Origin of the sequence: Mesorhizobium sp. ESP6-5 (assembly GCF_020164695.1) — a bacterium.
Lineage (GTDB): Bacteria > Pseudomonadota > Alphaproteobacteria > Rhizobiales > Rhizobiaceae > Mesorhizobium > Mesorhizobium australicum.
On the sequence record NZ_JAIUGR010000024.1, the window covers coordinates 1 to 26,619 of the forward strand.

26 protein-coding genes and 2 pseudogenes are annotated in these 26,619 nt (G+C 62.6%); 11 read left to right on the forward strand and 17 right to left on the reverse strand.

Annotation, left to right across the window (positions count from 1 at the left end):
- The first annotated feature begins 268 nt into the window (after positions 1-268).
- Positions 269-2,404, forward strand: a complete 2,136-nt coding sequence (gene ligD, locus LB524_RS28100; protein WP_224531633.1) for a DNA ligase D — start codon at positions 269-271, stop codon at positions 2,402-2,404.
- Positions 2,405-2,408: 4 nt separating this feature from the next.
- Positions 2,409-2,987: pseudogene (locus LB524_RS28105) on the forward strand (endonuclease/exonuclease/phosphatase family protein); the annotation flags it as partial.
- A 179-nt stretch (positions 2,988-3,166) separates the two neighbouring features.
- Here LB524_RS28105 and LB524_RS28110 read toward each other — a convergent pair.
- Positions 3,167-3,757 (reverse strand): SOS response-associated peptidase, encoded by a 591-nt coding sequence (locus LB524_RS28110; RefSeq protein ID WP_140794048.1) that lies wholly within the window; start codon positions 3,755-3,757, stop codon positions 3,167-3,169.
- Positions 3,758-3,817: 60 nt separating this feature from the next.
- Here LB524_RS28110 and LB524_RS28115 point away from each other — a divergent pair, with 60 nt between their 5' ends.
- Both LB524_RS28115 and dinB read left to right on the forward strand, forming a co-directional pair.
- Positions 3,818-4,324 (forward strand): SOS response-associated peptidase family protein, encoded by a 507-nt coding sequence (locus LB524_RS28115; RefSeq protein ID WP_140794060.1) that lies wholly within the window; start codon positions 3,818-3,820, stop codon positions 4,322-4,324.
- A gap of 56 nt (positions 4,325-4,380) precedes the next feature.
- Complete coding sequence (gene dinB, locus LB524_RS28120) at positions 4,381-5,466, forward strand: DNA polymerase IV (RefSeq protein WP_224531635.1); 1,086 nt, start codon at positions 4,381-4,383, stop codon at positions 5,464-5,466.
- 164 nt (positions 5,467-5,630) lie between these two features.
- On the opposite strand, the gene LB524_RS28125 is transcribed toward dinB, so the two are convergent.
- From LB524_RS28125 to LB524_RS28155, 7 genes and pseudogenes are all read right to left on the reverse strand, one after another.
- Positions 5,631-6,560, reverse strand: coding sequence for an ArdC family protein (locus LB524_RS28125; protein WP_140794052.1), 930 nt, complete (start codon positions 6,558-6,560; stop codon positions 5,631-5,633).
- Between the two features lie 267 nt (positions 6,561-6,827).
- Positions 6,828-7,013, reverse strand: a complete 186-nt coding sequence (locus tag LB524_RS28130) for a hypothetical protein (RefSeq protein WP_140794054.1) — start codon at positions 7,011-7,013, stop codon at positions 6,828-6,830.
- A 570-nt stretch (positions 7,014-7,583) separates the two neighbouring features.
- Positions 7,584-8,171 (reverse strand): hypothetical protein, encoded by a 588-nt coding sequence (locus LB524_RS28135; RefSeq protein ID WP_224531637.1) that lies wholly within the window; start codon positions 8,169-8,171, stop codon positions 7,584-7,586.
- 508 nt (positions 8,172-8,679) lie between these two features.
- Complete coding sequence (locus tag LB524_RS28140) at positions 8,680-10,350, reverse strand: ParB N-terminal domain-containing protein (protein WP_224531639.1); 1,671 nt, start codon at positions 10,348-10,350, stop codon at positions 8,680-8,682.
- Between the two features lie 521 nt (positions 10,351-10,871).
- Positions 10,872-11,270, reverse strand: a complete 399-nt coding sequence (locus LB524_RS28145) for a DUF3085 domain-containing protein (RefSeq protein ID WP_140793544.1) — start codon at positions 11,268-11,270, stop codon at positions 10,872-10,874.
- Between the two features lie 11 nt (positions 11,271-11,281).
- Positions 11,282-11,879: pseudogene (locus LB524_RS28150) on the reverse strand (DUF1419 domain-containing protein).
- A gap of 111 nt (positions 11,880-11,990) precedes the next feature.
- Entirely contained in the window at positions 11,991-12,968 is a 978-nt protein-coding gene (locus tag LB524_RS28155; protein WP_140793546.1) for a DUF3991 and toprim domain-containing protein, read from the reverse strand.
- Between the two features lie 737 nt (positions 12,969-13,705).
- Between LB524_RS28155 and LB524_RS28160 the strand changes: the two genes are divergently transcribed.
- The 6 genes from LB524_RS28160 to LB524_RS28185 all read left to right on the forward strand — a co-directional run bounded on the left by LB524_RS28160 (position 13,706) and on the right by LB524_RS28185 (position 18,100).
- Entirely contained in the window at positions 13,706-14,695 is a 990-nt protein-coding gene (locus LB524_RS28160) for an NADP-dependent oxidoreductase (protein ID WP_140793548.1), read from the forward strand.
- Positions 14,696-14,773: 78 nt separating this feature from the next.
- Positions 14,774-15,430, forward strand: coding sequence for an HD domain-containing protein (locus LB524_RS28165; protein WP_140793550.1), 657 nt, complete (start codon positions 14,774-14,776; stop codon positions 15,428-15,430).
- Between the two features lie 77 nt (positions 15,431-15,507).
- Positions 15,508-15,930 carry a cupin domain-containing protein gene (locus tag LB524_RS28170; protein WP_140793582.1) on the forward strand — a complete coding sequence of 141 codons (423 nt, stop codon included), beginning with the start codon at positions 15,508-15,510 and terminating at the stop codon, positions 15,928-15,930.
- Positions 15,931-16,131: 201 nt separating this feature from the next.
- Complete coding sequence (locus tag LB524_RS28175; RefSeq protein WP_224531640.1) at positions 16,132-17,100, forward strand: GlxA family transcriptional regulator; 969 nt, start codon at positions 16,132-16,134, stop codon at positions 17,098-17,100.
- Between the two features lie 173 nt (positions 17,101-17,273).
- On the forward strand, positions 17,274-17,915 hold the full coding sequence (locus LB524_RS28180) for an HD domain-containing protein (protein WP_140793554.1): 642 nt from the start codon (positions 17,274-17,276) through the stop codon (positions 17,913-17,915).
- A complete protein-coding gene (locus LB524_RS28185) occupies positions 17,903-18,100 on the forward strand; it encodes a hypothetical protein (RefSeq protein ID WP_140793556.1) in 198 nt (65 codons plus the stop codon). The genes LB524_RS28180 and LB524_RS28185 overlap by 13 nt, the downstream gene beginning before the upstream one ends.
- Positions 18,101-18,379: 279 nt before the next feature.
- Here the strand turns inward: LB524_RS28185 and LB524_RS28190 are convergent, their stop codons facing one another.
- Positions 18,380-18,967 (reverse strand): cytochrome b, encoded by a 588-nt coding sequence (locus LB524_RS28190; RefSeq protein ID WP_140793558.1) that lies wholly within the window; start codon positions 18,965-18,967, stop codon positions 18,380-18,382.
- Positions 18,964-19,455, reverse strand: coding sequence for a DUF4142 domain-containing protein (locus LB524_RS28195; protein WP_140793560.1), 492 nt, complete (start codon positions 19,453-19,455; stop codon positions 18,964-18,966). The genes LB524_RS28190 and LB524_RS28195 overlap by 4 nt, the downstream gene beginning before the upstream one ends.
- A 260-nt stretch (positions 19,456-19,715) precedes the next feature.
- Here LB524_RS28195 and LB524_RS28200 point away from each other — a divergent pair, with 260 nt between their 5' ends.
- Positions 19,716-20,054 (forward strand): hypothetical protein, encoded by a 339-nt coding sequence (locus LB524_RS28200; protein WP_224531643.1) that lies wholly within the window; start codon positions 19,716-19,718, stop codon positions 20,052-20,054.
- A gap of 45 nt (positions 20,055-20,099) precedes the next feature.
- Here LB524_RS28200 and LB524_RS28205 read toward each other — a convergent pair whose 3' ends face one another.
- From LB524_RS28205 to LB524_RS28235, 7 genes are read right to left on the reverse strand one after another with little or no spacing between them, the layout of a single operon-like run.
- Positions 20,100-20,891 (reverse strand): sugar isomerase domain-containing protein, encoded by a 792-nt coding sequence (locus LB524_RS28205; protein ID WP_140793562.1) that lies wholly within the window; start codon positions 20,889-20,891, stop codon positions 20,100-20,102.
- A gap of 36 nt (positions 20,892-20,927) precedes the next feature.
- Positions 20,928-21,698: a GntR family transcriptional regulator gene (locus LB524_RS28210; protein ID WP_140793564.1), complete on the reverse strand. Its 771-nt coding sequence runs from the start codon at positions 21,696-21,698 to the stop codon at positions 20,928-20,930.
- Positions 21,695-22,570 carry an ROK family protein gene (locus LB524_RS28215; RefSeq protein ID WP_015316344.1) on the reverse strand — a complete coding sequence of 292 codons (876 nt, stop codon included), beginning with the start codon at positions 22,568-22,570 and terminating at the stop codon, positions 21,695-21,697. Before LB524_RS28215 ends, LB524_RS28210 begins: the two co-directional genes overlap by 4 nt.
- Positions 22,567-23,307, reverse strand: a complete 741-nt coding sequence (locus tag LB524_RS28220; RefSeq protein ID WP_140793569.1) for a PIG-L deacetylase family protein — start codon at positions 23,305-23,307, stop codon at positions 22,567-22,569. The genes LB524_RS28215 and LB524_RS28220 overlap by 4 nt, the downstream gene beginning before the upstream one ends.
- Positions 23,304-24,107 carry a carbohydrate ABC transporter permease gene (locus LB524_RS28225; RefSeq protein WP_224531645.1) on the reverse strand — a complete coding sequence of 268 codons (804 nt, stop codon included), beginning with the start codon at positions 24,105-24,107 and terminating at the stop codon, positions 23,304-23,306. Before LB524_RS28225 ends, LB524_RS28220 begins: the two co-directional genes overlap by 4 nt.
- Before the next feature lie 50 nt (positions 24,108-24,157).
- Complete coding sequence (locus LB524_RS28230; RefSeq protein ID WP_140793573.1) at positions 24,158-25,090, reverse strand: carbohydrate ABC transporter permease; 933 nt, start codon at positions 25,088-25,090, stop codon at positions 24,158-24,160.
- Between the two features lie 50 nt (positions 25,091-25,140).
- Positions 25,141-26,412 (reverse strand): extracellular solute-binding protein, encoded by a 1,272-nt coding sequence (locus LB524_RS28235; protein WP_140793576.1) that lies wholly within the window; start codon positions 26,410-26,412, stop codon positions 25,141-25,143.
- Positions 26,413-26,619: the final 207 nt, after the last annotated feature.

A 26,619-nucleotide genomic window follows, 5' to 3' on the forward strand; every position in this document is an offset into this window, starting at 1 on the left:
CTCGATGGCGATCGTGAGGCCGGAGGCGACCGCCGCCGCATCGCTTGCGACCGCAGCACAGCGGAGGATGGCGCAGGGGCGCGTTTCTTGGTTCCGCGAGGAATGGGCTTTGCCCAGGGGAAGAAACGCGCGACGCGCCATTGCGGCATAGGCGGTCGAGGCTTCAGCCGTCCTTCGGCCAGATCAGCCCGTTCGAGAGGTCGTAGGTGCCGCTCCGTGCAATCGAACACAAAGACTGTGGCGGCGTTAGCGTTGGCGGAGTTTTAGGATGGAGCGGATCATGAATTGGCAGCAAGTCGCGCGACCGCGCCCACATCGACAACATCAAGGTCAAGACGCGCAATTTCAGGTGAAACGCCGAATTTCTGCCCGGCTCAGGATCGCAAGTCGCACCAAAGCGTTACAGGTAGGACGTCTTGACGGCGCAGCTACGGAACAGGAAGACGATAATGGCAGACACAGTTGGGTCTGGTTTGAGCCAGGTCAAGTGAGCAAGTCAGCGTCGCGTGCTCCAATCATCAAAGGCGTTTCCACTCGCCCCACGAAGCCAGCCTCGCGCGGCTTGGCCATTCTGGCGCCACCTGCATTCCAGCCGGTCCAGCTTGCAAAACTGGTCGACACAGTCCCCGCCGGCGACCGCTGGATCCACGAAATGAAATATGATGGCTATCGTATTCTTGTCGCTGTGGGCGGCGGCGAGGCGCGCGCCTATACGCGCTCCGGTCTGGACTGGTCGGACCGCTTTCCCTCAATCCTGTCCGAGGCACGAAGGCTTAAGGTTCGCTCCGCCCTCATCGACGGTGAGGCCGTCGTCATCGACACCGAGGGACGATCCAGTTTCCAGGCGCTGCAGAACGCGTTGAAGGCTGCTCCCGCGAGCATCGATTTTTATGCCTTCGACCTGCTCCAACTCGACGGGGAAGACCTGACGAGGCTGGCGCTTCTGCAGCGCAAGGAGAAACTGGAGACAATCCTGCCGGCGAAGAGCCCCATCCTTCGCTACTCCGATCACATCCAGGGCCGGGGGGAAGAATTGCTGAACCGCTTCTGCGGCGCCGGCCTCGAGGGGGTTGTCTCGAAGCTGGCGGATTCGGACTATGTCGGAGCCCGCGATGGAAGCTGGCTGAAGATCAAGTGCATCAAACGTCAGGAATTCGTGCTCGTCGGCTGGACCCCGTCAGACAAGGATCGCGCCTTTCGATCGCTGATCCTTGGGGTCCATGACGGCGGAAGGCTGCGCTATGCCGGCAAAGTCGGGACCGGTTTTGATGCTGCCGAGATGGCCCGGCTGATGAAGACCATGGCCCCACTCGAGCAGAAGGACGCCACGGTCGAAGCGCCGCGCGCGGAGGTTCGCGGCGCGCACTGGCTGCCTCCCAGGCTTGTCGCCGAGATCGCCTTCACCGAGATGACCAATGAAGGAACACTGCGGCATCCAAGCTATCTCGGCCTGCGCGAGGACAAGAAACCGGAAGCGGTCGTGCTCGAGACGGAACACCGCACAGCGACACTGCCGCCGGCAACGACAACGACACCGACAACGACAACGATCGCGATTAGCAATCGCGGCCGCGTGATCTACCCTGAATCCAACATCACCAAGGGTCAGCTTGCCGATCATTACACCGACGTCGCCGCGATCATGCTTCCCTGGGCCGGCAGCAGGCCGATCAGTCTTGTCCGCTGCCCGCAGGGCCGAGCAAAGAAATGTTTTTTTCAAAAGCATGACGCGGGGAGCTTCGGCGACAAGGTCCATCACGTCGGGATCACCGAAAAGGATGGTCACGAGGAGCCCTACCTTTACGTCGACGACGCCGAGGGGCTTGTGACCTGTGTCCAGATGGGAACGATCGAGTTCCATGGATGGGGAGCGCGCATCGAAGACGTCGAGAAGGCCGACCGCCTTGTCTTTGACCTCGACCCCGACGAGGGACTGGATTTCGAGGCGGTTCGCGCTGCCGCATTCCAGTTCCGCGACATGCTGAAATCCCTTGGGTTGACCACCTTCCCGATGCTGACGGGCGGCAAGGGCGTGCATGTAATCGCGCCGCTCACGCCGCGAGCTGAATGGCCTGAGGTGAAGGGCTTCGCCTCAGGCCTTGCACATGCGGTCGCGCAGAGCGACCCTACCCACTTTACGGCCGTGTTGTCGAAGGCCAAACGCAAGGGACGGATCTTCGTCGACTATCTGCGCAACCAGCGCGGCGCAACGGCGATCATGCCTTATAGCGCCAGGTCGCGGCCAGGAGCCCCGGTCGCGGCACCAGTCACCTGGGCGGAGATGAAGACAATCGATGCGCCCTCCCATTTTCATGTCGGCGATGCGCCCGAGTTGAAGAAGCGCGCCGCATCGAAGGCCCTCGCGGGATGGGGCCGAGCCGATCAGTTCCTGCCGGATCTATGAAGCCATGAAGATCGCGACCTACAACGTCAACGGCGTCAACGGCCGCCTGCCGGTGCTGCTGCGCTGGCTGGAAGAGGCAGCGCCGGACATTGCCTGTCTTCAGGAACTGAAGGCGCCGCAGGAGAAGTTCCCGGAAGGGCCGATCCGCGATCTTGGCTATGACGTGATCTGGCATGGCCAGAAAAGCTGGAACGGCGTCGCGATCCTGAGCCGCGTCGGCAAGATTCACGAAACGCGGCGCGGCCTACCGGGCGACCCCGACGACGGCCATAGCCGCTACATCGAAGCAGCGGAGCGCTGGCTGGACGATGCCCTGTTCGCGCCCGAGGCGCGCGCCGCCTACGCGACGCTGCTCAGACAAGGCTGGACCGACGCGCTGCGCGCGCGTCATCCCGGTGAGAAGATCTACACGTTCTGGGATTATTTCCGCAACGCCTTCGGCCGCAACGCAGGCCTGCGTATCGACCACCTTCTGCTGAGCCCGTCACTGAAGAAGCGGCTGACCGACGCCCAGGTGGACGTCGAGGTGCGAGGATGGGAAAAGAGCAGCGATCACGCGCCGGTCTGGATCGAGCTCTCGCAAAAGGCACCGCCCCGCGTCCGTTCGAGGCCTGACGACGATTCAGCTCCGGTCTCGGTTAGGGCTTGGTTGCTCGCCAACGATGAACCTTCGCGCCATATAGCCGCGGGGCCCACAGGCTTGGTGCGCCTAAAATGCCTACGCCCAAATCGCGGCAGCATTCAGCAGCGCACCGCCTCACATCACCCGACCTGCTCCACGACCAGCGTCCCCGCCTGAAGCGGCTTGATCAAGGATTTGGCGGACACCAGGGGATCAAGCCAGCTCCCCCAATCCTTGCGCTCCAGGATCACGATCTGCCGATCGTGGTATGGGGCGATGTCCGGACCGGGTTCCATCGTGAGCATGGTGAACGCCTCCCCGACATCGTCGGTTTCGCGCCAGACCCCGGCGATGCAGAAGATCGACTCGTCGCGCTTGGTGAAGAGCCACTTGTCCTTGCGCTTCTTGCCCTTTTCTGTCGGTTCGGTGAATTCGTAAAAGCCATCGGCTGGTATCAGGCAGCGGTTGGAGGCGAACTCGCGACCGTCCGAGCGGAAATTGTAGACCGGCCTCTTGTTCGGTCCAGGCCAGCTCCACCGGCGCTGAACAAGGTCACCCTCGCCGCTCGCGCCGTCGACCGGGCGGATGATCGGCCCGATATCGGTTATCTTGATGTCCTCGCGCGCCTGGATGTTCGGCGCTCCTTCACTGAAGCGGATCTTGATCTTGAGATCGGCGAAATCCTCCACGATCGAGGCGACGTCCACCATCAGCCGATAATCATTGCACATGTCTCACCTCGTCTCTGCGGCATTGCGCGATGGCTGTGTTCCTGTTATGTTCTTTTGGCGATGAGCGCAACAGTTTTCGATTCCGACACTCTGCTCGATGAACCCCGCGTCATCATAAGACGCCACGGCGGCGATGTTGAGATGCTCAAGCTGACGTGGGGACTTCAACCGAAGGAACCAGGCGGGCGCCCTTTCACTGTGGTGCGCGCGGAGGATCGATCATTCCCGAGCCATCGCTGCCTCGTGCCGGCGTCCGAATTCCGGCACCGCAGCCAGGGGAAGAACTACAGCTTTCGGCTCGCCAACGGTGACTGGTTCTATTTCGCCGGCATCTGGCGGCCGGCGACGCGCGATTGGCCGGAAGCCTACGCGATCCTCACGATCCAGGCCAATGACGACATCGCGACTTATCATGATCGCCAGATGGCGGTGCTGCGCCGAGACCAGCGCTCGGCGTGGCTGGACATGACGCGTCCCGAACACGAAGTGCTTCGTCCCCTTCCCAAGGACAGTTTTCGGATTTCTAGCCTCCATCAGGGCCGCGCGCAGGCTGAATTTGCGATCTGAGTGTTGTGGATCCGGTGGCACGAAGCACATATCCTGCCGACGCGTATGGCAGCCATATGTCCCCTGACCGCAGCTCCGAACATCGAAAGATCATCCATGTCGACATGGATGCGTTCTACGCGTCCGTCGAACAGCGCGACAATCCGGAGCTGCGCGGCAAGCCGCTTGCCGTTGGCGGAGCGGCCGCGCGCGGCGTGGTGGCTGCCGCAAGCTATGAGGCCCGCGCCTTCGGCGTTCGTTCCGCGATGCCTTCCGTCACGGCAAAGCGCAAATGCCCCGAGCTGGTCTTCGTGCCGCCTCGCTTCGACGTCTACCGGTCGGTCTCGGGCCAGATCCGAGAGGTGTTCGCCGAACACACCGATCTCATCGAACCGCTCTCGCTCGACGAGGCCTATCTGGACGTGACGCAGAACAGGCTCAACCTTTCGTCCGCCACGACGATCGCCGAAATGATCCGGGCGAAAATCCTGCTGGTGACGGGTCTCACCGCTTCCGCCGGCATCTCATACAACAAATTCCTCGCCAAGATGGCGTCCGACCAGAACAAGCCAAACGGGCAGTTCGTCATCACGCCCCGCCATGGGCCGGCCTTCGTGGAGACGTTGCCAATCAAGAAATTTCATGGTGTCGGTCCCGCGACGGCCGCCAAGATGGAGGCGCTGGGCATCGAGACCGGAGCCGACCTCAAGGACCGCTCGCTTCCCTTCCTGCAGCAGCATTTCGGCAAGTCAGGGCTCTGGTACTATCAGATCGCGCGCGCCATCGACGAACGCCTGGTCGAGCCGGATCGGCCGCGCAAATCGATCGGCGCCGAGGATACGTTCGCAGCCGACATCATCGAGCTCGCTGCAGCAATCGCCGAGCTCAAGCCGTTGACAGCCAAGGTCTGGGGATACTGTGAAGGCAAGGGCATCCGCGGCCGGACGATTACGCTGAAGGTCAAATTTGCCGATTTCCAACAGATCACGCGCAGCCGCACCGTGTCGGTGCCAATCGAGTTCTTCGAGTTCGAACGTCTCGCATCCGATCTCCTGAGGTCGGTGTTTCCGGTACAGAAGGAAATCCGGCTGTTGGGCGTAACACTTTCGTCCCTAGGCGATGTGTTGCCGCCGGAACAGCGGCAACTTCGGTTCGAACTTTAGGATGGCCGCGAAAAGGAAATGGCCTCCGGCTCCGCGGATCAGCCCGCGTGGGGATCGATTTCGCGAGTTTATCTGGAGGGTTTCACACTTGTCGGAGGGCTTGGCCATGCGAAGAACAGGGGAGGCACATGGCCTCCCCCTCCGAAGTTTGATGCGTGAGAACATCAGGCGGCCTCGCATTCTTCCGCGGCCTCCGGCTGAAGGCCATGCAGGAAAGCCACGGCGCGCTGTGCATGGGCAGCGGCCGAGAAGATCGCGCGCTTGTCGTCGCCGAGGACTTTCAACCACGAGCCGAGGTAGCTCGCGTGGTCCGGCCTGGGCTCGAGTTCGGGCGCGATACCAAGATCGGCGCAGAGGAAGCAGCTTCCGAGCTCGGCAATCAGTTCCTCGCGCGCTCGCTCGCTGCGATCTTTGGCGTAGCGGCTAAGGTCGCGGTTCACGCGATGCGGCGCCGACGTCCAATGGGTGACCTCGTGACTGAGTGTGGCAACGTACGAAGCGGCGTCCCGGAACGTCTGGAACGGCGGCATCTGAATATGGTCCGTCACCGGGGCGAAGTAGGCGCGATCCCCGCCGTGCCGGATTGCCGCCCCGGTATTGGCAAAGAACTGGTCGGCATGCTCGATCCGGGCGATCGGATCGCGCACCGGCTCTGCCTGCCGCCGATAAAATTGGTCGGGCAGACCATCGATTTGCGCCAGGTTGAAAACGGAATACGCCTTGAGTAACGGAATCTCGCGGTCGATTTCCTCGCCCCTGGTGTCCGTCTCCGTCCTGGTGAAGCGGCTGGCGAAGACCACCATAGACCCGGTCTCGCCCTTGCGAACCCCGCCGCCAAGTTCGAGCGCCTGCTTGAATGTCATCCACATCGGGCTGGAAAAGCCGCGTGCGACGGCTTCCGACCAAAGCAGCAGCACATTCATGCCGTTATAGGGCAGACCATTGTGCCTGAGTGGCCGGGTGACGCGGCCGGAGGCATTGCTGGATTGCCACGGCTGCATCCAAGGACGGATACCCTTCTCCAGCTCGGCTACGATGCGGTCGGTGATGCGCGCATAGATGTCGATGCGCTCTGCATTTTCTTTCCTGCTCATTTTATCAACCTCCAATTGGAGGCCGCGCCGATCGCGGCCCCGTCACGGGGTCCGCTTGGGCGGAGCAGGAAGGCGGGCCGCGCACCCGACCGGGGTCCCGTCGTGCTCGCAAAATGGGGTGGGCCGCAGCGACAGCGGAGGACGGCGAAGCCGTTGCGCTGACTGCCTGGCTCCGCCAGGACCAGAGCCAGGACGGGGCGCGAGCGGCGTCATAAAGCAGGAAGGCGGCGCTGGGGGCCGCCTGAATGCGGTCGGGAGAAGGCCGGTTCAATGAACCGACCGGCCACCGCTATAGGGATCATATTCGACGAGGATTTCGACATCGGCGTCGTCGAGCTCATCGGCGGGCATGACGCCGAATTCGTTGTCGACCTGGAAGAGGATAACCGGGACCATGAGAGTGCAGGCGAGGGACCAGGCGGCCTTTTGGGCGAGTATGAGATCGTGGGACATCTGAGGCTCCATCTTGGAGCGGGCCAATTCCCGCTCAATGGCTCCGTCAGTGTGCGAAGGCGGGCGCGATCACCCGAAGGCGTCAGCCGAGCGGCCGCAGCAAGCTAGCGGACCCCTTGCGGGTTGATCGGGAAAGATCCGCAGCAGCACAAGGAAAGCCATCACCAGAGAGCGGGGACTGGGCAGTGAAGGAGCCCAGCGTTCCGATTGGGCCGGCTGGCGAAAGGAGCAGGCATCGGCGGCCGTCCGTGGGGGAGGCGCCGTCGGAACCCCGGTGCAGGGTCGCGCACATGAATCGCTGGAACAAGAACTTGCCTGTCGAGGTGGTGGCCACGGGCGGAATTGGGAGACCATGCAGCCATATTTGCTCCGGCGCACCGCATGGCAGCAGGTTGTCTCTAATCCTTGCCAGGAGACGGCGCTCGCAACGAAAGTTAACTTGGCGATGATGGAAAGCGGCACGTTCGGCCCAATGAAAATCGGCCAGGCCGGCGCAGTTGATACGACTGACGAACGAGAGTGCCGTGCTCGACATGAAGGAGGGCGGGACCGGAGCCCCGCCCTAGGCGTTCATCCGAGAGCCGCCATCTGCAATTCGGCCGCCTTGCGGTCGACGGATTGGCCGATGTTTTCGACCGGGCGCTCGAACGGCTTCCAGACTTCGCCTACAACCTGCTCGTAGGCCACGATAGCCCCCTCGGCGGCCATGCGCAGCGCATGGGCCTGTAATGCCATATCGGCGGCGAACTCACGCTTGCGCTGGGCAGCGCTGTCGAAGCCGACCGGTCCTCCGACGTCTTCGTTCCGATCGTCGCAGGCCGACTTGGCCGTCGCGTCCCGTGCTTCGGACACCGCCCGACTATAGAACTGGCCGGCCCCGTAGGCGGACCCGACAAAGGCACCGACGACGCGTTGCAGGTGTATCTGCATGGCGCGTTCCCCAAGCCCCTCGTCGAGCGCTGCGGCTGTGTCCACGATGAGCTTTTCGTGCAAGTCGCGAATGCCGTCGCTGTCGAGCACCGGAAGGCCAAAACTCTCCGAGATGAGCGAGCACTGTGCGGCGTCGGGACAGGCGAGCCGAACCATTTGGAGGTTAGTGCCCTTGCGGAGCGGAACGACGCGGGCGGTTGTGCGGGAATTGGCGGCTTTCTTGGTCATTGGCATGTCCTTTCTTCAGGTTCTCGAGGCCAGGACCGGCTCCATGCCGGCCCTCCCTCGGGCGCGGACCAAAAGAACCGGCGCAATGACGGGCGCTTCAGGGTCTGGGCGGAACGAGACGAGCATGGAAGGTTTGCGGCCAAGCAGGGCTTTCTTCAGCCCTCGCGCGGGACGCGGGGCTGCCATGTCGAGACCGGACCGATCCAGCCGCCCCCGCGGCGCGGAACGCGGCCTTGAAGCGCACGGCCGCCGGTTCAGGACCGTATGAAGCCCGAGTGAGGACCGGCACGGGGCTCGACTGGACATTGGAACCGAAGGACAGGTGTCATGACCACCGCCGATTCCTCGACCGGAGGTGTCTCGGCACGCACATCACGGTCACCCCATCATGGCCCGGAGCCTAGGCCGGAGGTACCATTATCGGCAGCGCTCGCTGTGGGGCGGCAGTGCACATGCCGCCGCCAGGCGAACCTGGCGGCGGCAGAGCGATCAAAAGCGGAGGCCAGGTCTATTCGGCGGCCTCGCGATAGCCTTCCTCCAACGCGTTTTTCCCGGAAGGTTGGTCCTCTCCGCTTAGGCCGTCGACTTCAGGACCAACGTCGTCCTCGGCCTCGGTAACGGTGTTCTTGGACAGCCATTCGGCCAGGCTCGTGGCGTCGCGAGCAAACAGGGCGGCCGGGTGGACGAAACGGCCGTCCTTGAAGTGCTCGACGAGCGCGGCCCGCGTGTCCTTTACGCGCGCCCGCGGTAGAACCGGCGTGTCGGCGCAGGAGCCCTCGAGCGCCGGACGCGACAGACAGGAGAGGAAATCCTCGGTGCCCATATTGGCGAGGAAGCTCTCTGCCCCGATCGCGCCGCCCGCGACGAGCGCAACCACGCCCGACTTGCTCATGCCCTCGCGGCAGGACAGCGCATCGATGAGGACGCCCCGGGCCGCGATGCGCAAAGTCTCGGCGTCGAAGGCGAGATTGCCCTCGGCATCGAAGAGAGTGGCGGCGTGCCGAGGCATGCGGCGACCGAACCCATGATCGCCGCCGGCACCGGAATCGACGCGCACGTTCTGGCCAGCGAAGGCGAGAACGAGCAACGCCAACAGCATTTCGTCCTCGATCGGCGCCCGCGACAGCGCCTCATGGAGAGCATCGGTGCGCAGGTCGCCGATCATCTCGATGCCCTTACGGGTCACATCGGGACGCGATTTCGGCATGACGACCACCTCGGCGGCTTCCGTCGCGTTGGTCTTCTTCCTGGCCTCGGGCAGGCGGAAGTGGACGGTCTTCACCTTTCCCTCGCGGTCGAGATACAGCGCGGCGTGATCCGACTTCTTCGGCGTGCCATAGATGCGTTCCGCCTTCGGCGGCAGCTTCACCTCGCCATAGGCGTTCGGCTCGGTGATGACGCCCTTCTTGGGCAGGTTCTGCGTCATCCATTCCCGCTGGGCACCGAGGAAGGCGTCGACGTCGGTGGTGTACCGGCTGTCCTGGTCTGCCGGTGCGAACAGATCCTCCACCCAGGCGATGCCGAAGGCCTCGCGCAGCTCGTCGCCAAAGCTTGCGTCTCGCGCGTACATGCGCCGCTTGGTGAGACCGTTGGCGATGCTCCACCACGAGACCTGCGGATCGCCCTTGTTGGGCTTTTTGGCCTTCCAGACCTCCTTCTGCTCCTCAAGCGAAGCGGCCGCGATAGTGCGGAGCTGCTGCTCGTTTGGCATATCGCCCTTGGCCATGGCGTCGAGCATCGCCGGCAGCACATTGGCGAGCAGCCGCAGCTTCTTGACTTGGCGTACCGACTGCGCGAGGGCGATCGCAATGGACTCTTCGGTCCAGTTCAGCGCGACAAGACGCTCGATGGCGCGCCACAGATCGACCGGGTTGAGCTGCTCGTGCGTGATCGCCGTGGCCAGCGAGCGCATCGCGCCGCCATCCTCGGCACGAGGCACGACCAGAACGGCGATCTCTTCGAGGCCGGCGGCGATCGCCTGCTTCGCGCGCCGATGACCCTGATCGATGACGAAGCCATTTCCGGCATCGGCTTCAGGGAAGACGATCAGCGGCTCGACAACGCCGATGGCCTTGATCGTCGCCAGCAGCAGGGCGTCGGCCTGAGGGCTGGACTTGGCGCGGCGCGCCCTGTCAGGATTGTCCTTGAGCGAGCGCGGATCGACAAACTTCAGTTCCATGGGAATGCTCCTTGGAGGGTTATGGACAGGCCCTTCGCCGGTCCTTTCTCGTCTTCTTTCCGAAGACATCCCCCGGCCCGCGGAGCGGGCGGGACGGGGCAATTGCGCTGGAGCATCCCTGCCCGGCTGGCCAAGCGGGGCTTCTTCAGCCCTGCGCAGGATGACGGGCCGGGACTGCGACGGGCGCGATTGAGCGTCAGCGTCGGCGGACCACCCGATCTGCGAGCGGTCCTCCTTGCTTTTCGCTTCCCTGCTCCCTTCGGAAACGCCCCTCCACCGGCGGATGATGCCGGCTGTGACTCCGGCGCGGCGGGCGTCGTAGTCTCTTCAGCTTCGGGCTCGCCAGCGCCGATGTTCTTGCCGACGGCGGTGACGCCGAAGCCGAGGCCAGACGAGAGCGTGGTGGTGTTGAACAAGTCGAGCGTGAATGGATCGTCGTTGGACATCTGGAGAAATCCTCGTCATGAAGGCGCGCGAGCCCCCGGCCGAGCGGGTCGGCTAGGCGATCGTGCGTTGGGAAGTCAGCGGGTGATCAGCGAGAGCGCGATTTCGGTCTCGGTGAGTTCGATGTTGAGGTGAGTAGTCCGCAGGTTGCGGTCGAACAGCGGAAGCAGACGCTCGGCCTCGATGAACAAGATGCCGTCATCGGCGCCGAAGTGGCGGCGCTTGTAGTCCCACCAGTCAATGTCGCCCCCGGGGTGGCATTGCTCGGCATAGATGACGAGCGCGCGTGTCCCTTCGACGAGCCTGCCGTTGGACATGATGTAGACGCCCTCGTCGCCGACCAGCCACAGACCCGGCCTCTCGCCCTCGCCGGGGCGGGTGCCGTAGTAGGGATTGCGGAAGCCGCCATTGGTTGCGGCATCGTCAAGTCCGCGCTCTATGACCTTGCGCACCGCTACGATGGGGAAGGTAAACATCGCCGCCTCCCTCACGCCGCTGCGCGGACGGGAAGGTGCCTGAGATGCACCGGCAGCTTGGCCGCGATCTCGTCATCGGTCAGGTCATCGAGCAACTTCTGCTCGAGCGTTCCCAGGCCATGGACGTGGATGGTGCGTTTGCCGCGATGCTCGGCTCCGAAGGGGGCCCCCGCGTAGCCACGGTACTCGTCATGGGTCGCGCTCCAGACATGATCGAGGCGCTCCGCACGTCATCGCCTTCACTGGCCAGGATTCGCGTTCCACGATGGCGTCGCGCATGTCGTTTGGCGAGCGGGGCCGCGCGAGGTCGCAATAGCCGTGGAAGTGTCGCCTCTTGCCGTTGATGCGCAGTGTGTAGAAGAGGCTGGTCAGGGTCTCGGTGAGGAACTCGCGCAGGGCGAACATCTCGCCGCGTATCCAGAGCGGCGGCGGCAGGTTGAGCATGTAGTCGTGCTCGGCACGCGCGATCTCGAACCACTCGCCGGCGAACAGGTCGATGTCGTCATTCTCCCAGCGATTGGACCGCTGGGCGTGGCGGTCGAAGAGGCGGAACATTTGCTGGCGATTGGCAACGCTGAAGTAGATCTTGCGGATGGAGGGTTGGGTCATGGGGAGGCTCCTGGCCTGGTGCGGGCCGGAGCGCGGTTCATCCCCTATGGATCACCATCTTCTTCGGCCCTTCCGAACCCCTCCCCGCGGCCGCCTCTCCGCCCGGGCGGGTCAAGGGCCGGCGCGAGCCGGGCGAAGCTTCACCCTTGAGGCGACCGGCGGGCATGCGGCAGGTCCTCCTTCCTCCCCTCCTGCTTCCGCTTTCATCCTCAGATCGGCGTTCCAGTCGTCCGCCACAGGTCGAAGGCGATCACCGCCGCACCTAGCTTTCTTCGCCAGTCCGAGCAGGCGGTCGGAATAGATGTCGCCCTGTTTGTTATTGTCGGTAGCCGCGACGAGTTCAACACCCGGCTTGGCGGCAAGCGCGCGGAGCGCCGCGTCGGTTGCCGGCGACCAGCCGCCACCGGTGCTGAGATAGAACGTGTCGGCGCGAAAGCCCTCAAGCGCGGCAAGGCTCATGGCGTCGATCGCGGCTTCGGCCACGCAAAGGCGCAACGCATCGGGACTGCCGAGGCGGAACAGCACCTTGGCGCCGCTGGTGGCAAAGCCGCGCCAGTCCGGTCCGCGTTCTTCCCAGCCGGTAACGGTGCCGTTGGTATCGACATGGGCGGCCCACATCGAGCCGTGCGGGCCTTCGCGCAGAACGCCGGCGCTGATTGCGGCACGGACGATGCGGTCGGGAAGATGGCGGGCCTCGGTGAGATAGCGCCAGGTAGCCGATCCGCGCCATGGCCTGCGCCGTGCGTGCCAGCGCTCCGGTATCGACAGGTCAGGCTCTCGTTCGCGGGACACCCGCTGCCAGACCGGCTCGGACGGCACGAACCCGACGAGTTTGGCGACTTCGTTCATGGCTTCGACGAACGGCACCCCCTCCAGGTGTTCGACCAGGCCAAAGACATCGCCTTTGTCATCGCCAAGCGGGTCGAACCACCCCTTGCCGTCATGGATGACGATGATGATCGACGCCTGACAGCGATACTTCATCGCCTTGCGCGTGCTCTCCTTCACGTCGAGGGCGAACCCCGCGCGCTCCAGCACCGCAGCGCAGGGCACCTTGTCCTTCAGCCCTCCAAGTTCTGCTTTTTCCATTTTTGCTCGCGCACCTTTGCGGCGCTTCCCTTCTATTCAGTTCTCGCCCAAACGATTGGGCAGGAACAGGAGGCCGCGAAGAGCAAGGCGGGCAAGGGCGCGGTATGCAAGGCGATGATAGTGAAGGGTTGTGCCGCGGCGCAGCTTCCCTTGCCGGGCGCGGCGCGCAAGCGGCACGGTGGCTCCGTCAGTCTCGGTGACGCTTCCTCGTGCGCGGCCACTGCATCCACCGCGTCGATGTACATTCCGCAAACGCCGTGTGTCGCCAAAGGCACGCGGTGCTCGCGGCGCATATTCGACGAACGTCTTGTTGCTCCCGCGCCATCTCCTCACGACGGGCAAAGTGGATCGGCATCTCGACCCTCACATCTTTGTAGTCGCGAGCGCTGCAACCGGGCCTTATGTCAGGAAACGACGCACGGCTGTCCTGATTCATAGGATCGCGTTCGTGGTCGAGGGCCGGGCACTCATGTTACGTACGGACAGGTCAACCGACAAATCGCCCTGCTAAGGATCGACGCGATAGTCGCTGACGCCGTCGCCTAGGCCAACACGATTGAGAAAGTCCGCTAGCGGGCGTACGGGATAGTTGCGATGCGCCGCGAGTGCCGAGACGCGGAGCATGGCATTCCTGGCATCGCGCTCGCGTTGGCCGGGGGCAGTTGGGACGTGGTTAGCCACAGTCTCCCCGACGGTCGACGGTGTGGTCATGAACAGCTGAGTGCAAGGAGAACGAGATGACCAGCAGCAACATCGTTCCTCAGGCTTGCGGGGAGCAAAATCATTCAACGATGATGGCTTGGCGCGTACACGAGTTTGGGCCGCCGGAGGTCATGAGGTTCGAGCGTGTCCCGCGGCCCGACCCCGGCCCTGACGAAGTTCTGGTCAAGGTTGGTGCCGCTGGGGTCGGCCCCTGGGATGGCTGGATCCGAGCCGGAAAGAGCGCCTTGCCGCAACCGCTCCCTCTCGTCTTGGGCTCAGACTTTTCAGGTGAAATCGTCGCGACGGGCTCTGGGGTTTCCGAACTGTTCGTTGGGGATCAGGTTTATGGTGTTACCAATCCGCGATTTATTGGAGCCTACGCCGAGTACGCTTTGGCTTCCGCGGCGATGGTATCAAATAAGCCAGCCTCGCTAACCCACGTTGAAGCCGCGTCCGTTCCTGTCGTTTCGGTCACGGCCTGGCAGGCGTTGTTCGATCGCGCTCAACTCAAGGCTGGCCAAACGGTGGTCATCCACGGCGCTGCGGGAAGTGTCGGGTCGTACGCGGTTCAATTGGCCCGCTACGCGGGTGTGCAAACGATCGTAACCGTGGGCCCTGAAGATATTTCCTTCGCTCGCGAGCTCGGCGCGAACACGGTTGTTGACTACCGGACGCAGCGCTTTGAGGAACAAGTGCGCGACGCCGACGCCGTCATTGATCTGGTCGGCGGCGAAACACAAGGCCGTTCGTTCCAGGTCCTTCGCCGAGGCGGCAAATTGATTTCGGCGGTGTCAAAGCCGGATCAGCAACTTGCAGAACATTATGACGTTGAAGCCACCTTCATTCTGGTCAACGTCACAAGCCAGAATCTGGCAGAGATCACTCGTCTCGTCGATGATGGAAAATTACGAACGAAGGTGGGGGCAGTCTTACCTCTCACGGAAGCGCGCGAGGCTCATTTGATGCTGGAGCGCGTGCGGCCTCAGCCAAAGGGAAAGATCGTGCTGGCCGTCGGAGCGAATTGATCGATCAAAGCCTCCGCATTGCGCTCGCGATCCAGATGTTCGCGGCCGAGCGCCAGGTTGCTTTTGAAAGGGCCAACAATGACCACCAACATCATTCCCGATTCTCTGCTCGCGAGAGAGGCGACAGACATCCTGCGCGAGCACTCCACCGATTTGCTCTTCAATCACTCGATGCGTGTGTATCTGTTTGCGGCTGAGCAGGGCCGCCAGAGGAAACTGCGTTTCGATCCTGAACTCCTCTACGTGGCCGCTGCTTTTCACGATCTCGGCCTGGTCAGCAAGTTCTCGAGCCCGAACGAACGCTTCGAGGTCGATGGCGCCAACGCCGCGCGAGAGTTCCTCAGCGCCCACAACATCGCCGAAAATCACGTGCAGACTGTTTGGGAAGCCATTGCGCTGCATACTACTCCTGGTATCCCGAAATATATGCGCTCCGAAGTGGCGCTCCTCAATTCAGGAGTTCTTCTCGATGTGCTGGGAGTGGGGTTCGATCAATTTCCTGCCGAACTGCGCGGGGAAATCGTCGCCAAGTACCCACGTATAAATTTCAAAGAAGGCTTTATTCAGGAGTATTTTGCGGGCTTCGCACACAAGCCCGCAACTACCTACGGAACCGTCAATGCCGCCTTCTGCGAGCGTTTCATGCCGGGATTCAAGAGCCCCAACGCGTGCGACATGATCGCTGCATCTCCGTTTCCGGATACCGTAGTCCAACACTCAACAAATGAGGGATGACGATGTCGATCAAGAGGTTCAGCACTAGGGCGCTGTCAGATCGTTCGGGTGTGGAGGTGGAGGTAGCAAGGGGGGCAGTGCGAGCGGCCTCCGTTACGCTGGTTGCGGCAGCAATAGCTCTGGGAACTTCGTCCGCCCCTGCACAGGACCGGGAGCAAGTTAGCGTCGTCTTCCAGCACCCACTCCCAAATGTCGAAGCAAAGAGAATTGTTGCGGTGAAGGTAAGTTATGCTCCGGGGGCAAAATCGCTGGCTCACCACCATGCGGGGTCAGCATTTATCTACGCCTATGTGCTATCCGGGGCGATCCGCAGCCAAGTCGGCCATGAACCCGCAAAGGTCTATCGAGCGGGCGAAGGCTTCTACGAAATGCCCGGCTCGCATCATCGGATCAGCGAGAATGCGAGCGACAGGGACCCGGCCAGCTTGCTGGCATTCTTCGTTGTCAATTCCAAGGACGATCCATTGACGACACCGGACAAGGCGCCGGGATCGCAATGATGATGCGACATACTCGCCGGTCGCCATGACAATTTTTTGGAAGTTGCAAGGGGCCGCTCGGTTGACGGGTGGGAGAGCAAAACTCGATCAGTAATTGAGTTGATCAGTCTCGGATGTTCTGTTGCTTTCGACCGTGCTAGGCCTTTCTCAGTGTCCGGACTACCTACATAATATGGCACTAGACTGGAGAGGCCGAGAGAGGTGCCGGTACAGGCGGTAGCGATCGTCGTCTATGAGGGGGTCCAGGCCCTGGACGTGGCGGGACCGATGGATGTGTTCAGCGAGGCGAACACGTTCGTCGACAGTGCCGACCGCTACGAAACAGTATTGGTCGCTGCGCACCGCAACCCGCTGCGCGCGTCGAACGGCATGCAAATAATGGCGGACCGAACCTTCGATGAGGCGGCGGGAGGCTTCGACATCATTCTGGTGGCGGGCGCTCCGACGCCGCCCGAGACCGTGCCAGAACCGTGCTTGGTTCGGTGGGTCAAAGAGTTGCCCTGGCGCTCGAGTGTTTATGGATCGATCTGCACCGGGGCTTTTGTCCTTGGCTATGCGGGCCTGTTGGATGATCGGCGTGTCACAACCCATTGGCAGGATGCTCAAGAGCTGGCAGCCAGGTTCCCGAAAGCAAAAGTCGAGACGGATTTGATCTATGTCCGCGATGGACGGCTGATCACCGCGGCTGGTGTAACTGCGGGGATCGATTTGGGCTTAGCGTTAGTCGGGCAGCGGCACGGCGCTGAAACCGCGCTTAAGGTTGCCAAGCGGCTGATTGTGGTTGCCCAGCGTCAAGGCGGACAGTCGCAATTCAGTCCCTATCTCACGGCACCCGCCGATGCGGGGGCGCCGATCGCGCGCGTCCAGGACCATGTCATGGCAAACATCAGGGATCGTCACACGCTGGAGTCGCTTGCCGCTGCCGTCGGCATGAGCCCCCGAAACTTGGCCCGACATTTCGTGCAGTCAGCCGGAATCACACCGCACGAGTTCATCGAGCGCGCCCGCGTCGACGCGGCGCGCATGATGCTGGAAGGAAGCGACCGGCCGCTGAAGGCGGTCGCTTTCGAAAGCGGCTTCGGGTCGGCGGACCGGATGAGGATCGTCTTCACCACTCGTCTTGGGGTCACCCCTATCCAATATCGCGCCAGCTTCCGGCGGTCTGATTAGACCCCTGCAGCATCTGACGAGAAATCGCTGCCCTGGGGTTAGACGGGCATTTGTCAGGAAACGACGCACGGCTGTCCTGATCCGTGGGATATTGTTCGTTGTCCGAGGAAGCGCTCAGTTGCGTAATACCGCCCAAGCCCCGCCTGCCAGTTACCCAACCAAGGAGAGCGTTCGTGACTGAGATCATCGCCGGTATCCGTCTGCCTGACAGCGCTATCGCGCGGGCCGCCACGCAATTAGTGCGCGATATCGAAGACGACCTACTCTACAACCATAGTCGCCGCGTCTTCTTCTGGGGCGCGCTCACTGGCGAGCGCCGCGGCCTGAACTATGATCCGGAGCTGCTTTACCTTGGCTCCATGTTCCACGATATGGGGCTGATCGAGAAGTATGCGAGCGCCGACCTGCGCTTCGAGGTGGACGGCGCCAATGCCGCACGCGACTTCATGAAGAGCTACGGCGTGCCTGAGCGTGACGTCGAGGACGTCTGGACTGCGATCGCGCTTCACACGACGCCCGGCATCCCCGAGCATATGCCCCCCACCATCGCGCTGGTGACCGCCGGTGTGGAAATGGATGTGCTCGGCATCGCCTATCACGACTTCATGCATGAACAGCGCGACCATGTCTGCGAGCACCATCCTCGCGAGACAAACTTCAAGGAAAACATCATAGATCACTTCGCCAACGGCATCATCAACAAGCCGCACACCACGTTCGGGAATGTGAAGGCGGACGTGCTAGCGCTGAAGGACATGGGCTACGTCCGCCAGAATTTCTGCTCGATCATCCTCGGCTCAGCGTGGCCGAACTGACGCCTGACGGGGAACAGGTCACCATCAACGTCTCCGGCAGTGCCAACATCGGCGACGGCGTTGGATGGGTGCTTCCCGCTGCATTTCCGCCCAAAACCGCCGCGTCGGCGGCTCATCCGACCTTGAAATCGGCGACGAGCGACAGCTGGACTGCCGCATGCTGGATCTTCCTTGAGGCTGCCTAGAGGGTTAGGCGGACGTACCCGTGTGCTGCAGATCGATGCTCCGGCCCTGGTGCCGCTGCGCTTCGAACCTGCATACTCGGCGGCCACATCGTGGATTCGAATTTTGACGCCGAGACCCTGGTGCCGCTGCGCCAAGGCGAAGCCTCGAATTGTGTAGCAAGGACGACAGCCCGATCTGGGTTGTCCGCACTGGCCGATGACATCCAGCGAAGTGCGGCAACATCCGATCAAAATGTGGCTCCGAAACGGTCTCCGGCATGAGTGACCTGCGGACGGTAGCTACCTGCCCTTAGTCGTCTGCTGACGACGAACCCACATTCTGCCAAAAACCTTATCCCGCAAAACGTGATGGTGAATGAGCGCCGCAATGGCGTGCCCTGCCGCCAAGATCACAATCGCCCATCCGACATAGTTGTGAAGCTCTTCGAAAGTGTGGGCGAGGTCTCGATTCTGCGCCATCAAGGCAGGAATCGTGAATAGTCCGAAGAACGTAAACTCCTCTCCCTGGGCCCATCGCAATACGAAGCCCAGCCCGCTCTCTGCGGCAAGGAACACGTACAGGACGATGTACATGAGCCGGGAGAGCGTTCCCGAAAGCCCGACCTCCGGCGTCAATTGCCGGCCGCCTGTCAGCCGCCATGTGATCCGGGCAAGAATTAGGACGGCGAACAGGATTCCCAGTGAGACATGCGTGCCCTCCAAGAGAGGGCGCCAGGATCGGTCATGCGGCGTGACGTAGTTCCATACCAGCGAAGTACCGAACAACAGGACGACGAAAACCACCGTCAGCCAATGAAACCAGAGTGTAGGCCGGTCGTAGTATTCCAGCTCGATCGTTCGACTTTTGACGCCGGACTCGCTCGTCATGGTTTGGCCAGTGACCGCGCCATTTTCAGGTGCTTCTCAAGTGTCGGCAAGGTCTTCTTGGCGAGCTTAGCGACCTTGCTGCTGCCGGTCTTCGCCTCATCCTGGAACTCGGCGATATCCTTCTGGTGGTCGGACACCATGTAGGTGGCAAACTCCTGATCGAAAGCCGTCCCCGAAAGTCCGTTCAGTTTCGTCATCTCGGCAGTTGCTTCGTCGGTGAGATCGTCGGTGTCGGCAACACCCATTTTCTTGCCGACAGCCAGTGCCTGCTTCTTGGCCTTGCCATGGTCTTTTACGAGCGTTTGGCCGAACGCCTTGACGCCTTTGCTGTCGCCTTTTTGCGTGGCAAGGGTGCCAAGAGCGACTTCGGAATTGTCGCCTTTGATGGCATCGGTCAGAAAATCTGAATCGCTGTTGGCGAGTGCCTGGGTGCTGGCAGTGATGCCGGCAGCGAATGCTACGACAGCGAAGATGCGATGTGTGGTCATGGCAGAGCCTTTCGGAGACCTAGGAGCCGACCCGAACGGATGCTCCCGATCCTTGTTCCATCAACGGCCAAAAAAAACCGGTAGTGGGTCAGTTTCTTATCGGTCATAGTAACCAAACCTCGCCGGGCCGGACCCCCAACTTGTCAGCGGTGGGATTTGACACAGGGGACGGGCTCCCGATATCGGCTTCCCCTATTTTTCGTCTCACTGCCTCTTGTGCTTCGGTGGGGTCGCCGTATCCAGCGATCCAGCAGAAGGCCATGGGAGGCTCATTCTCGGTCCAAACGGGGACAATCCAAGCCTTGATTTCTACTTTGGGGTTCATGGTATCAATTGTGGCATTCAGGGCTGGCTATTTGAAGGCGAAATTTCAAACTGACCCACTACCAAAAAACCGCCCCAATTGGTTGCGGGGATGGGATATGTTCGCAATGCTCGATCTTGATCGTCATGCTCTTTTTCCCGAAGAGCGCCGCAGCATCTATTGCAACGAACATCAGATTGTTCTGAATGCGCTTTTGCGGTGCGATTCCGAATGCGCCAGCCAGGCCATGCTGGCGCATCTGAGAACCGTCGAGCGCAATCTGCTCGGACGGTAGCAATCAGGATCGAGAAGCGCACGTGGCGCCTCTCGATCCCAAACATCACTCGCCGCGCATCGTCGCCTGGAAGGTCGGCAGGTGCTTCTTCTGCGCTTCCAGCATGCGCTCGCGGTAGACGCCGTAAATGACGTCGGTGTCGTGCAGCGTCACGCCAGCGATGGTCGGCGAGGCGAAGACCGGCAGTTCGATGCCGCGCTTGGCGAGTTGCTCGGCGGTGCGGGCGATCAGTTCATGCGCCAGGATCATGGCAAGCACCGTCGACGAGCCCGACACCGGACGGCTCCAGCCCTCGACCGGCACGATCGCATCCTCGATCGGGGAGCAGGTGTCGATGACGAGGTCAGCCACATCGGCCAGCCGCTTGCCCGACGAATGCGTCGCCGGCTTGTCGAGATTGTTTTTGCTGGTCACCGCGACGACGAAGATGCCGCGTTTCCTGGCGTAAAGCGCGGTATCGATGCCCGACGAGTTACGGCCGCTGTGGCCGAAGATGATGATCGAGTCACCCTTGTTCAGCGGCTGGTGGTCGAGGAATTTCTCGGCGTATTTCTCGGTCCGCTCCAGCCACAACAGCTCGCGCACGCCGCCGGCGCCGAGCACATTGTGCCACATCACCCTTGGGTCGGTCAGCGGGTTGAAGCCGACATAGCTTCCGTAGCGCGGAAACACTTCTTGCACCGGTAGCACCGAATGGCCAGAACCATAGAGATGCACCAGCCCGCCGCCTTGGAGCGAATCGGCGAAGCGGCTGGCGGCCTCGCCGAAGGCCTCCTCATTGGCTTTTGCCGCCTGGTCGATGAGCGCGGTGAGACGATGAATGTAGAGATCGGACACGTGGGTACTCCTGTTTAAGTGTCGGCTTGTGATGGATCAGCTTCTTGAGGTTGACGGGACACGCCCGGCGCGCAACGTCGAGCGGATTTCGTAGCGGTCGCCCCGCATGATCGAGACAGTGAATTCGAACGGGCCGCGTTCATCCGAGGTGATGCGCTCGACGACGAAAGCGGGGCTGCCGGCGAGCAGGTCAAGCAACTCGGCATCGCCCCCGCCTACCGCCCCGACGCGATAGATTTCGCGTGCCGCCACCGGCACGATGCCGTAATGGCGCTCCAGCGCCTCATAGAGCGATCCCTGCAGCAGGCCGGCATCGAGGAAGCCAGGCACGCGCGCGGCCGTCAGCTGCGCTGTCTGGACGCCGATCGGTTCGCTGTTGCCGAGTCTAAGCCTGCGAATGCGCACCACGGGGTCACCCTCCTCGATCTCCAGTGCACCGGCAGCGGCGGCATTTGCCGTCGTCAGGCTGCAGTCGAGCAGGCGCGAGCCGGCGACCACGCCCATATTGCCCATTTCCTGGGTGAAACTGGTCAACGCGCGCGTGCCGGCAACGAGCGTGGTGGATCGCACGAAGGTGCCGCGGCCGTGTTCGCGCCGCAGCAACCCACCTTCCTCCAGATTGCGCAGAGCGTGGCGCAGTGTGATGCGGCTGACGCCAAACAGCGCGCAGAGCCTGTCCTCGGCCGGGATCTGGTCGCCCGTCGCCCATTCGCCGCTCGTGACAATGGCGCGGATCGCTTCCTCGACCTGGTACCAGAGCGGCTCCGGCTTTCTGCGATCCGGTTGCTGAAAGCTCGCTTCGCTCATCGCACCTGCCTCCACCTTTCCCCCAAACCGCCGGCGAGCGCCGCGCCGACAAGGCCGGCATCCGAGCCGAACTGGCCAGGCTCGATCGCGATGCCGCGCAGATGCGACGGCAACTGGCGACGCAGGGACGCGAGCAGCGGCGGCCGCATCACGTTGAGCGCTTCCGCCAGTCCGCCCGATATCAGCACCGCCTGCGGATCAAGCAGCGCCACGGCACCGGCAAGCGCGGTGCCGAGCTGGCGCGCCGGCACTTCAAGCAGGGTCCGCGCCGCCAGTTCGCCTGCCTGGGCAGCGGCAATCAGCTGGCGCCCGTTGGCCAGCCCGATCTGGCCGGCAAGCGCGTCGAGCGCGCGGCCGGAGGCGACGCGCTCCAGCCAGCCACTGCGCTCGCCGCCATGGTCTTTGATGTCAGCGCAGGCCCAACCGAACGAGCAGGCGCCGGCATGCGCGCCGGCAACGATACGGCCATTGGCAAGCACCGCCGAACCGATGCCGGTACCAATAGCCAGCAGGATCGCGTCCGACATGGCCTTGGCGCTGCCTTCTACGGCTTCCGCCAGCAGCGCGATCTGCGCATCATTGCCAAGCCCAATGCGCAGCTTCGGGAACAAGGTCTGGAGGTCGACGCCGTCGAGAAAGGGCAGGTTCGGAATCCAGCGGCAAACCGAGCCCTCGGCGAGGCCCGGCACGGCAATGCCGAGCGCCTCGACCGATCCGGTGTCGGCGCACAACGCGTGGATGCGAGCAACGAAGGCATCCAGACTTGGCGGCGCCGGCTCACGGCTAAGCACCCTCAATGCGCTGATGTCGCCGGTATGGATGGCGGCCCGCAGATTGGTGCCGCCGAGATCGATGGCCAGCACGCGCCTCATCGGCCGCGCCCTCCGCCAGCTGGCGGCGCGAACAGGCCGCTGCCGGCTTTCCACGAATGCGATGCCGCCGCGAACGCCTGCGCATGGCGTGTCCCACGCAGACAACCGCGCAGCCGATAAAGCGCGCTGTAATAGTCGACATAGGGAAAGCTGCTCAGGCCGCGTGCCAGCTCGTACTCCTTGACCGCCTCGCTCCAAGCCTCGAAGCCGTCGCTAACATCGACCAGATGCTCGGGCCGGAAGCCGTCATCGTCCTCCCAGTTCTCGCCGAACAAGAGCAATTGCGGCGTATGCGCCGCATGATCACTCGCGACAGTCGGCAGCGCTGCGAAAAAGATGCCGGCTTGCGTCAGATGCGCGGCGGCGCGATGATCCTTGTGCCAGCTGCCGTGCCAATGGGTGATGACGATCTCAGGTTTCAGCTCGCGAATGACGTCGCACACCTCAAGCGCCGTCTGGTCGTCTGAAGGCAGGAAGGCGTCGCGAAGGCCAAGGCTGCGCACCTTGACCCCAAGTCGTGCCGCCGCCCTGCCCGCCTCCTCTTCCTTCTGAGCGCCATAGTGCTCGGGGATGAGGCAAGGGTGACCCTGTTCGCCCATGGTCAGATGCAGAAAGGTCACCGAAGCACCGCGCTTGACGGCGGCCGCCGCCAGCGGACCGGCAATCACCTCGGCATCGAAGGCGTGCGCGCCGACGACCAGCATGGAATTAGCGGCGTAGATCCTGTCCTCGATCATTTCATACCTCCCCCGGCGCCGACGCCTTCGCGAATCTGGCGGGCGAGCAGACAATACATGATCAAAATTGGGGCCATGGAGATCGCCAGCGAGGCGAAGACCAGGCCCCAATCGGTGCGGAACTGGCCGACGAAAACGCTTATCGCCAGCGGCACGGTTTTGTAGCGGTCGTCGAAGATGAAGATTAGCGGGAAGAAGAAGTCGTTCCACACGGCAATCGCGGTGAAGATGGCGACGATCGAAACGGCGGGCTTCACCATCGGCAGGATGACCTGGAACAGGATGCGGACCTCGCCGGCGCCATCCATGCGGGCCGCCTCGTCGAGTTCAGAGGGCAGCACGCGCATGAAATTGGCGAAGATGAAGACGGCGAAGGGAATGCGGATCGCCGAATAGACGAGGATCAGCCCGGTGAGCGAATCGAGCAGACCGAGATTGCGCATCAGCGTGAACAGCTCGACGGAGGCGAGCCGGATCGGCAGCATGATGCCTGACAGGAACAGGCCGAGCATGATGGCGTTCCAGCCGAGCTTGTAGCGGCTGAGCGGATAGGCGGCCATCGCCGAGACGACGATGGTGAGGATGACCGCCCCGCCGGTGACGATCAGGCTGTTGACGAAATTCTGGCCGAGATTGGCCCGCGTCCAGGCGTTGACGAAATTGTCGAAGGCCCAGCTCTTCGGCAGTCCGAGCCGATTGTCGTAGATCTCGGCCGTGGTCTTGAAGCAGGAGACGACGAGGATGTAGAGCGGCAGCAACACGGCCGCCGTCCACACGACCAGCACTGTCCAGCCCGGCAACCGCGCAACCTGCCGCGAGAGGACTGGCCGACGTGAAATGACCAGCGCGCTCATAGCTGCACCGTGCGGCGGTCAAAGAAGCGCAGCATCATCAGCGTGCCGGTGCTGAGGATCAGGAACAGCATGGTGCCCAGCGCCAGTGCCAAGCCAATATCGGTGATGCCGACGGCGCCTTCCGCGCCGAAGGCCAGCCGGTAGAAATAGGTCACCAGCGTGTCGGTCGAATAGCTCGGATTGCCCTGCACGCCCTGCATCACATAGACGATGTCGAACTGGTTGAAGGTGTTGATGAACGACAAGGTCGTCAGCGTGCCGAGCGCTGGCATCAGCAGCGGCAGCGCGATCGAGAACAGCATGCGCGCATCGCTAGCGCCGTCGAGCTTCGCCGCCTCGAAGATCTGGCTGGAAATCTGCCTGAGACCGGCCGTGTAGATGAGCACCGGCAGGCCCATCCAGTTCCAGGTGTCGACGGCGATCAGCATCCCGAGCGCCGTGTGGCTGTTGCCGAGTACCGTGAGGCTGCCCTGGTGCAGACCAAGCCCATTCAGCGCCCATTCGACGACGCCACCCGGCGCGAGGAGCAGACGCCACAGTGCGCCGACGATGACCGGGCTCAGCACCGCCGGGAAGAAGAAGACCGACTGGAAGAAGGCGGCGCCCTTGTCGCGCAGGAACAGCAGCCAGGCGAACAAGAGCCCGATGCCGTTCTGGAAGACCATGATGCCGAAGAACCAGGCGGTGTTGTGCCACAGCGCCCCGTAGACCCGCGCGCCGCTTGGAAAAACGAACAGCCGCGAAAAATTGGACAGGCCGGCGAACTCGACCGTGCGCAGCCCCTTCCAGAGGAAGAAGCTGCCCCACAGCGACATTGCGAGGGGATAGAGGACGAACAGCGCATAGACCGCCAGCGCCGGCAGGATGAAAAGCACGGCCATGCGCTCTTGCGTGCGGCCAAGGCTGCTTTTGCGGCGGAGGATGGTCATACGTTGTTCTGTCCGGTAGGGGCCGGCCGCTGTGCGACCGGCCCGGCTCCTTACTGCTTCGGCTTGAACCAGGTGGCGACGGCGGCCTGCATGTCGGCCGCCAGCTTCTCCGGCGTGATGTTGCCTTCGACCATGTCGATGATCTCGGACTGCAAGACGGAAGAGGCCGTCGGCGACTGCCAGCGGAAACCGACCAGCGTCAGGTAGGGCGTCGAGTTCTTCGACATCGCCATCATCTCGGCCAACACTGGGTCCTTCACGGTTACATCGGTGCGGGCCGGCGGCCAGCCGAGTTCATCGGCGAACATCTGCGCGAATTCGGCCGAGGCCATGAAGTCCAGGACCTTGATAGCAGCATCCTTATTGGCGCTTTCGGAGACAAGGCCATAGGAGCCGTCGGAGAAAGCCGAGGTGTAGAGTTTTGCCCCGGCATCGTCGGCAGGGAACGGGAAGATCGAGAATTTCAGCTTGGGATTCTGCGCCTTGAAGCTGCCGTTCTCGAACGAACCGCCGAGGAACATCGCCGCCTTGCCGCCGATGAACTGCTGCGTGGCAGTGGTGTAGTCGATGCCGGCGAAGCCATCGGGGAAATAGGGTTTCAGCTCAGCGAAGCGCTTCAGCGCCGCGACATAGCGCGGGTCCTCGAAGGTGGCCTTGCCGGTCATCATCTCGTCGTAGAAGCCCGGGCCGTAGACGGTCGGGCCGACCACACCGACGCCGATCTCCAGCTCCCAGGCGGAGCCGTTGGCGCCGCCGGTGGCGATTGGGGTGATGCCGGCCGCCTTCAGCTTCTCGCAGGCGGCGGTGAAATCCTTGTAGGTTTTGGGGATTTCGATCCCTTGGGCGGCAAAGATGTCCTGATTGTAGAAGACGCCCATCATCGGCACCGAATAGGGTACGCCGTAGAACTTGCCGTCGGTACGGCCACGGGCGCCGCCAAGGGCCGCGGCCGGCATGTTCTTCAATTCGGGCACGTTGTCGTCAAGGACATCGAGATAGCCGGCATCGACGAAGGGCTGCAATTCGCCATAGGCCTTGAGCTGGGCGATGTCAGGCCCGCGGCCGCCGCGCAGCGCCGTGCTCAGCCGGTTCTGGTAGTCGGCATCAGGCGTGAACTGGATGTTGACCTTGATGCCAGGGTTCTTGGCCTCGAAGGCATCGAAGATGCGGCGCATCGCGGCCTCGTCCTCGGTGCGCCAGCTCCACAGCGTCACCGTGCTGTCCGCCTTTGCCGGGAGGGTCGTGAAGATGCCGGCGCCGGCGGCGGCAAGGCCGCCGATCAGTCCAAGCGCGGCGCGTCGGTGAATTGAAAGCATGCTCATTGCCAGTCTCCCATTGTTCTCATTCCTTGGCGTCTCGCGGCGTTTCGATGCCACGAGAGAGTCATTGGCTCGGGAAAGTCATTATAATGACATAGCGGCATTCGCAAGAGGTCTGTTGCGCCGTTGAAACGAGGATGGCGCAGCTGATTCATCCGCGACACCGGTATGGATTGTTTATAAAAGAAAATATCGTCACCAAAGGCAGCG

Bases quoted from the DNA above. Each gene is read 5' to 3' on its own strand.
- LB524_RS28110 (WP_140794048.1), bottom strand. From the start codon at position 3,757: ATGTGCAATGATTATCGGCTGATGGTGGACGTCGCCTCGATCGTGGAG.
- LB524_RS28215 (WP_015316344.1), bottom strand. From the start codon at position 22,570: ATGAGGCGCGTGCTGGCCATCGATCTCGGCGGCACCAATCTGCGGGCC.
- LB524_RS28135 (WP_224531637.1), bottom strand. From the start codon at position 8,171: ATGACCAAGAAAGCCGCCAATTCCCGCACAACCGCCCGCGTCGTTCCG.
- LB524_RS28220 (WP_140793569.1), bottom strand. From the start codon at position 23,307: ATGATCGAGGACAGGATCTACGCCGCTAATTCCATGCTGGTCGTCGGC.
- LB524_RS28235 (WP_140793576.1), bottom strand. From the start codon at position 26,412: ATGAGCATGCTTTCAATTCACCGACGCGCCGCGCTTGGACTGATCGGC.
- LB524_RS28140 (WP_224531639.1), bottom strand. From the start codon at position 10,350: ATGGAACTGAAGTTTGTCGATCCGCGCTCGCTCAAGGACAATCCTGAC.
- LB524_RS28190 (WP_140793558.1), bottom strand. From the start codon at position 18,967: ATGACGAGCGAGTCCGGCGTCAAAAGTCGAACGATCGAGCTGGAATAC.
- LB524_RS28125 (WP_140794052.1), bottom strand. From the start codon at position 6,560: ATGAGCAGGAAAGAAAATGCAGAGCGCATCGACATCTATGCGCGCATC.
- LB524_RS28210 (WP_140793564.1), bottom strand. From the start codon at position 21,698: ATGAGCGAAGCGAGCTTTCAGCAACCGGATCGCAGAAAGCCGGAGCCG.
- LB524_RS28160 (WP_140793548.1), top strand. From the start codon at position 13,706: ATGACCAGCAGCAACATCGTTCCTCAGGCTTGCGGGGAGCAAAATCAT.
- ligD (WP_224531633.1), top strand. From the start codon at position 269: ATGGAGCGGATCATGAATTGGCAGCAAGTCGCGCGACCGCGCCCACAT.
- LB524_RS28130 (WP_140794054.1), bottom strand. From the start codon at position 7,013: ATGTCCCACGATCTCATACTCGCCCAAAAGGCCGCCTGGTCCCTCGCC.
- LB524_RS28230 (WP_140793573.1), bottom strand. From the start codon at position 25,090: ATGACCATCCTCCGCCGCAAAAGCAGCCTTGGCCGCACGCAAGAGCGC.
- LB524_RS28115 (WP_140794060.1), top strand. From the start codon at position 3,818: ATGAGCGCAACAGTTTTCGATTCCGACACTCTGCTCGATGAACCCCGC.
- LB524_RS28165 (WP_140793550.1), top strand. From the start codon at position 14,774: ATGACCACCAACATCATTCCCGATTCTCTGCTCGCGAGAGAGGCGACA.
- LB524_RS28200 (WP_224531643.1), top strand. From the start codon at position 19,716: ATGGGAGGCTCATTCTCGGTCCAAACGGGGACAATCCAAGCCTTGATT.
- dinB (WP_224531635.1), top strand. From the start codon at position 4,381: ATGTCCCCTGACCGCAGCTCCGAACATCGAAAGATCATCCATGTCGAC.
- LB524_RS28195 (WP_140793560.1), bottom strand. From the start codon at position 19,455: ATGACCACACATCGCATCTTCGCTGTCGTAGCATTCGCTGCCGGCATC.
- LB524_RS28155 (WP_140793546.1), bottom strand. From the start codon at position 12,968: ATGGAAAAAGCAGAACTTGGAGGGCTGAAGGACAAGGTGCCCTGCGCT.
- LB524_RS28145 (WP_140793544.1), bottom strand. From the start codon at position 11,270: ATGTTTACCTTCCCCATCGTAGCGGTGCGCAAGGTCATAGAGCGCGGA.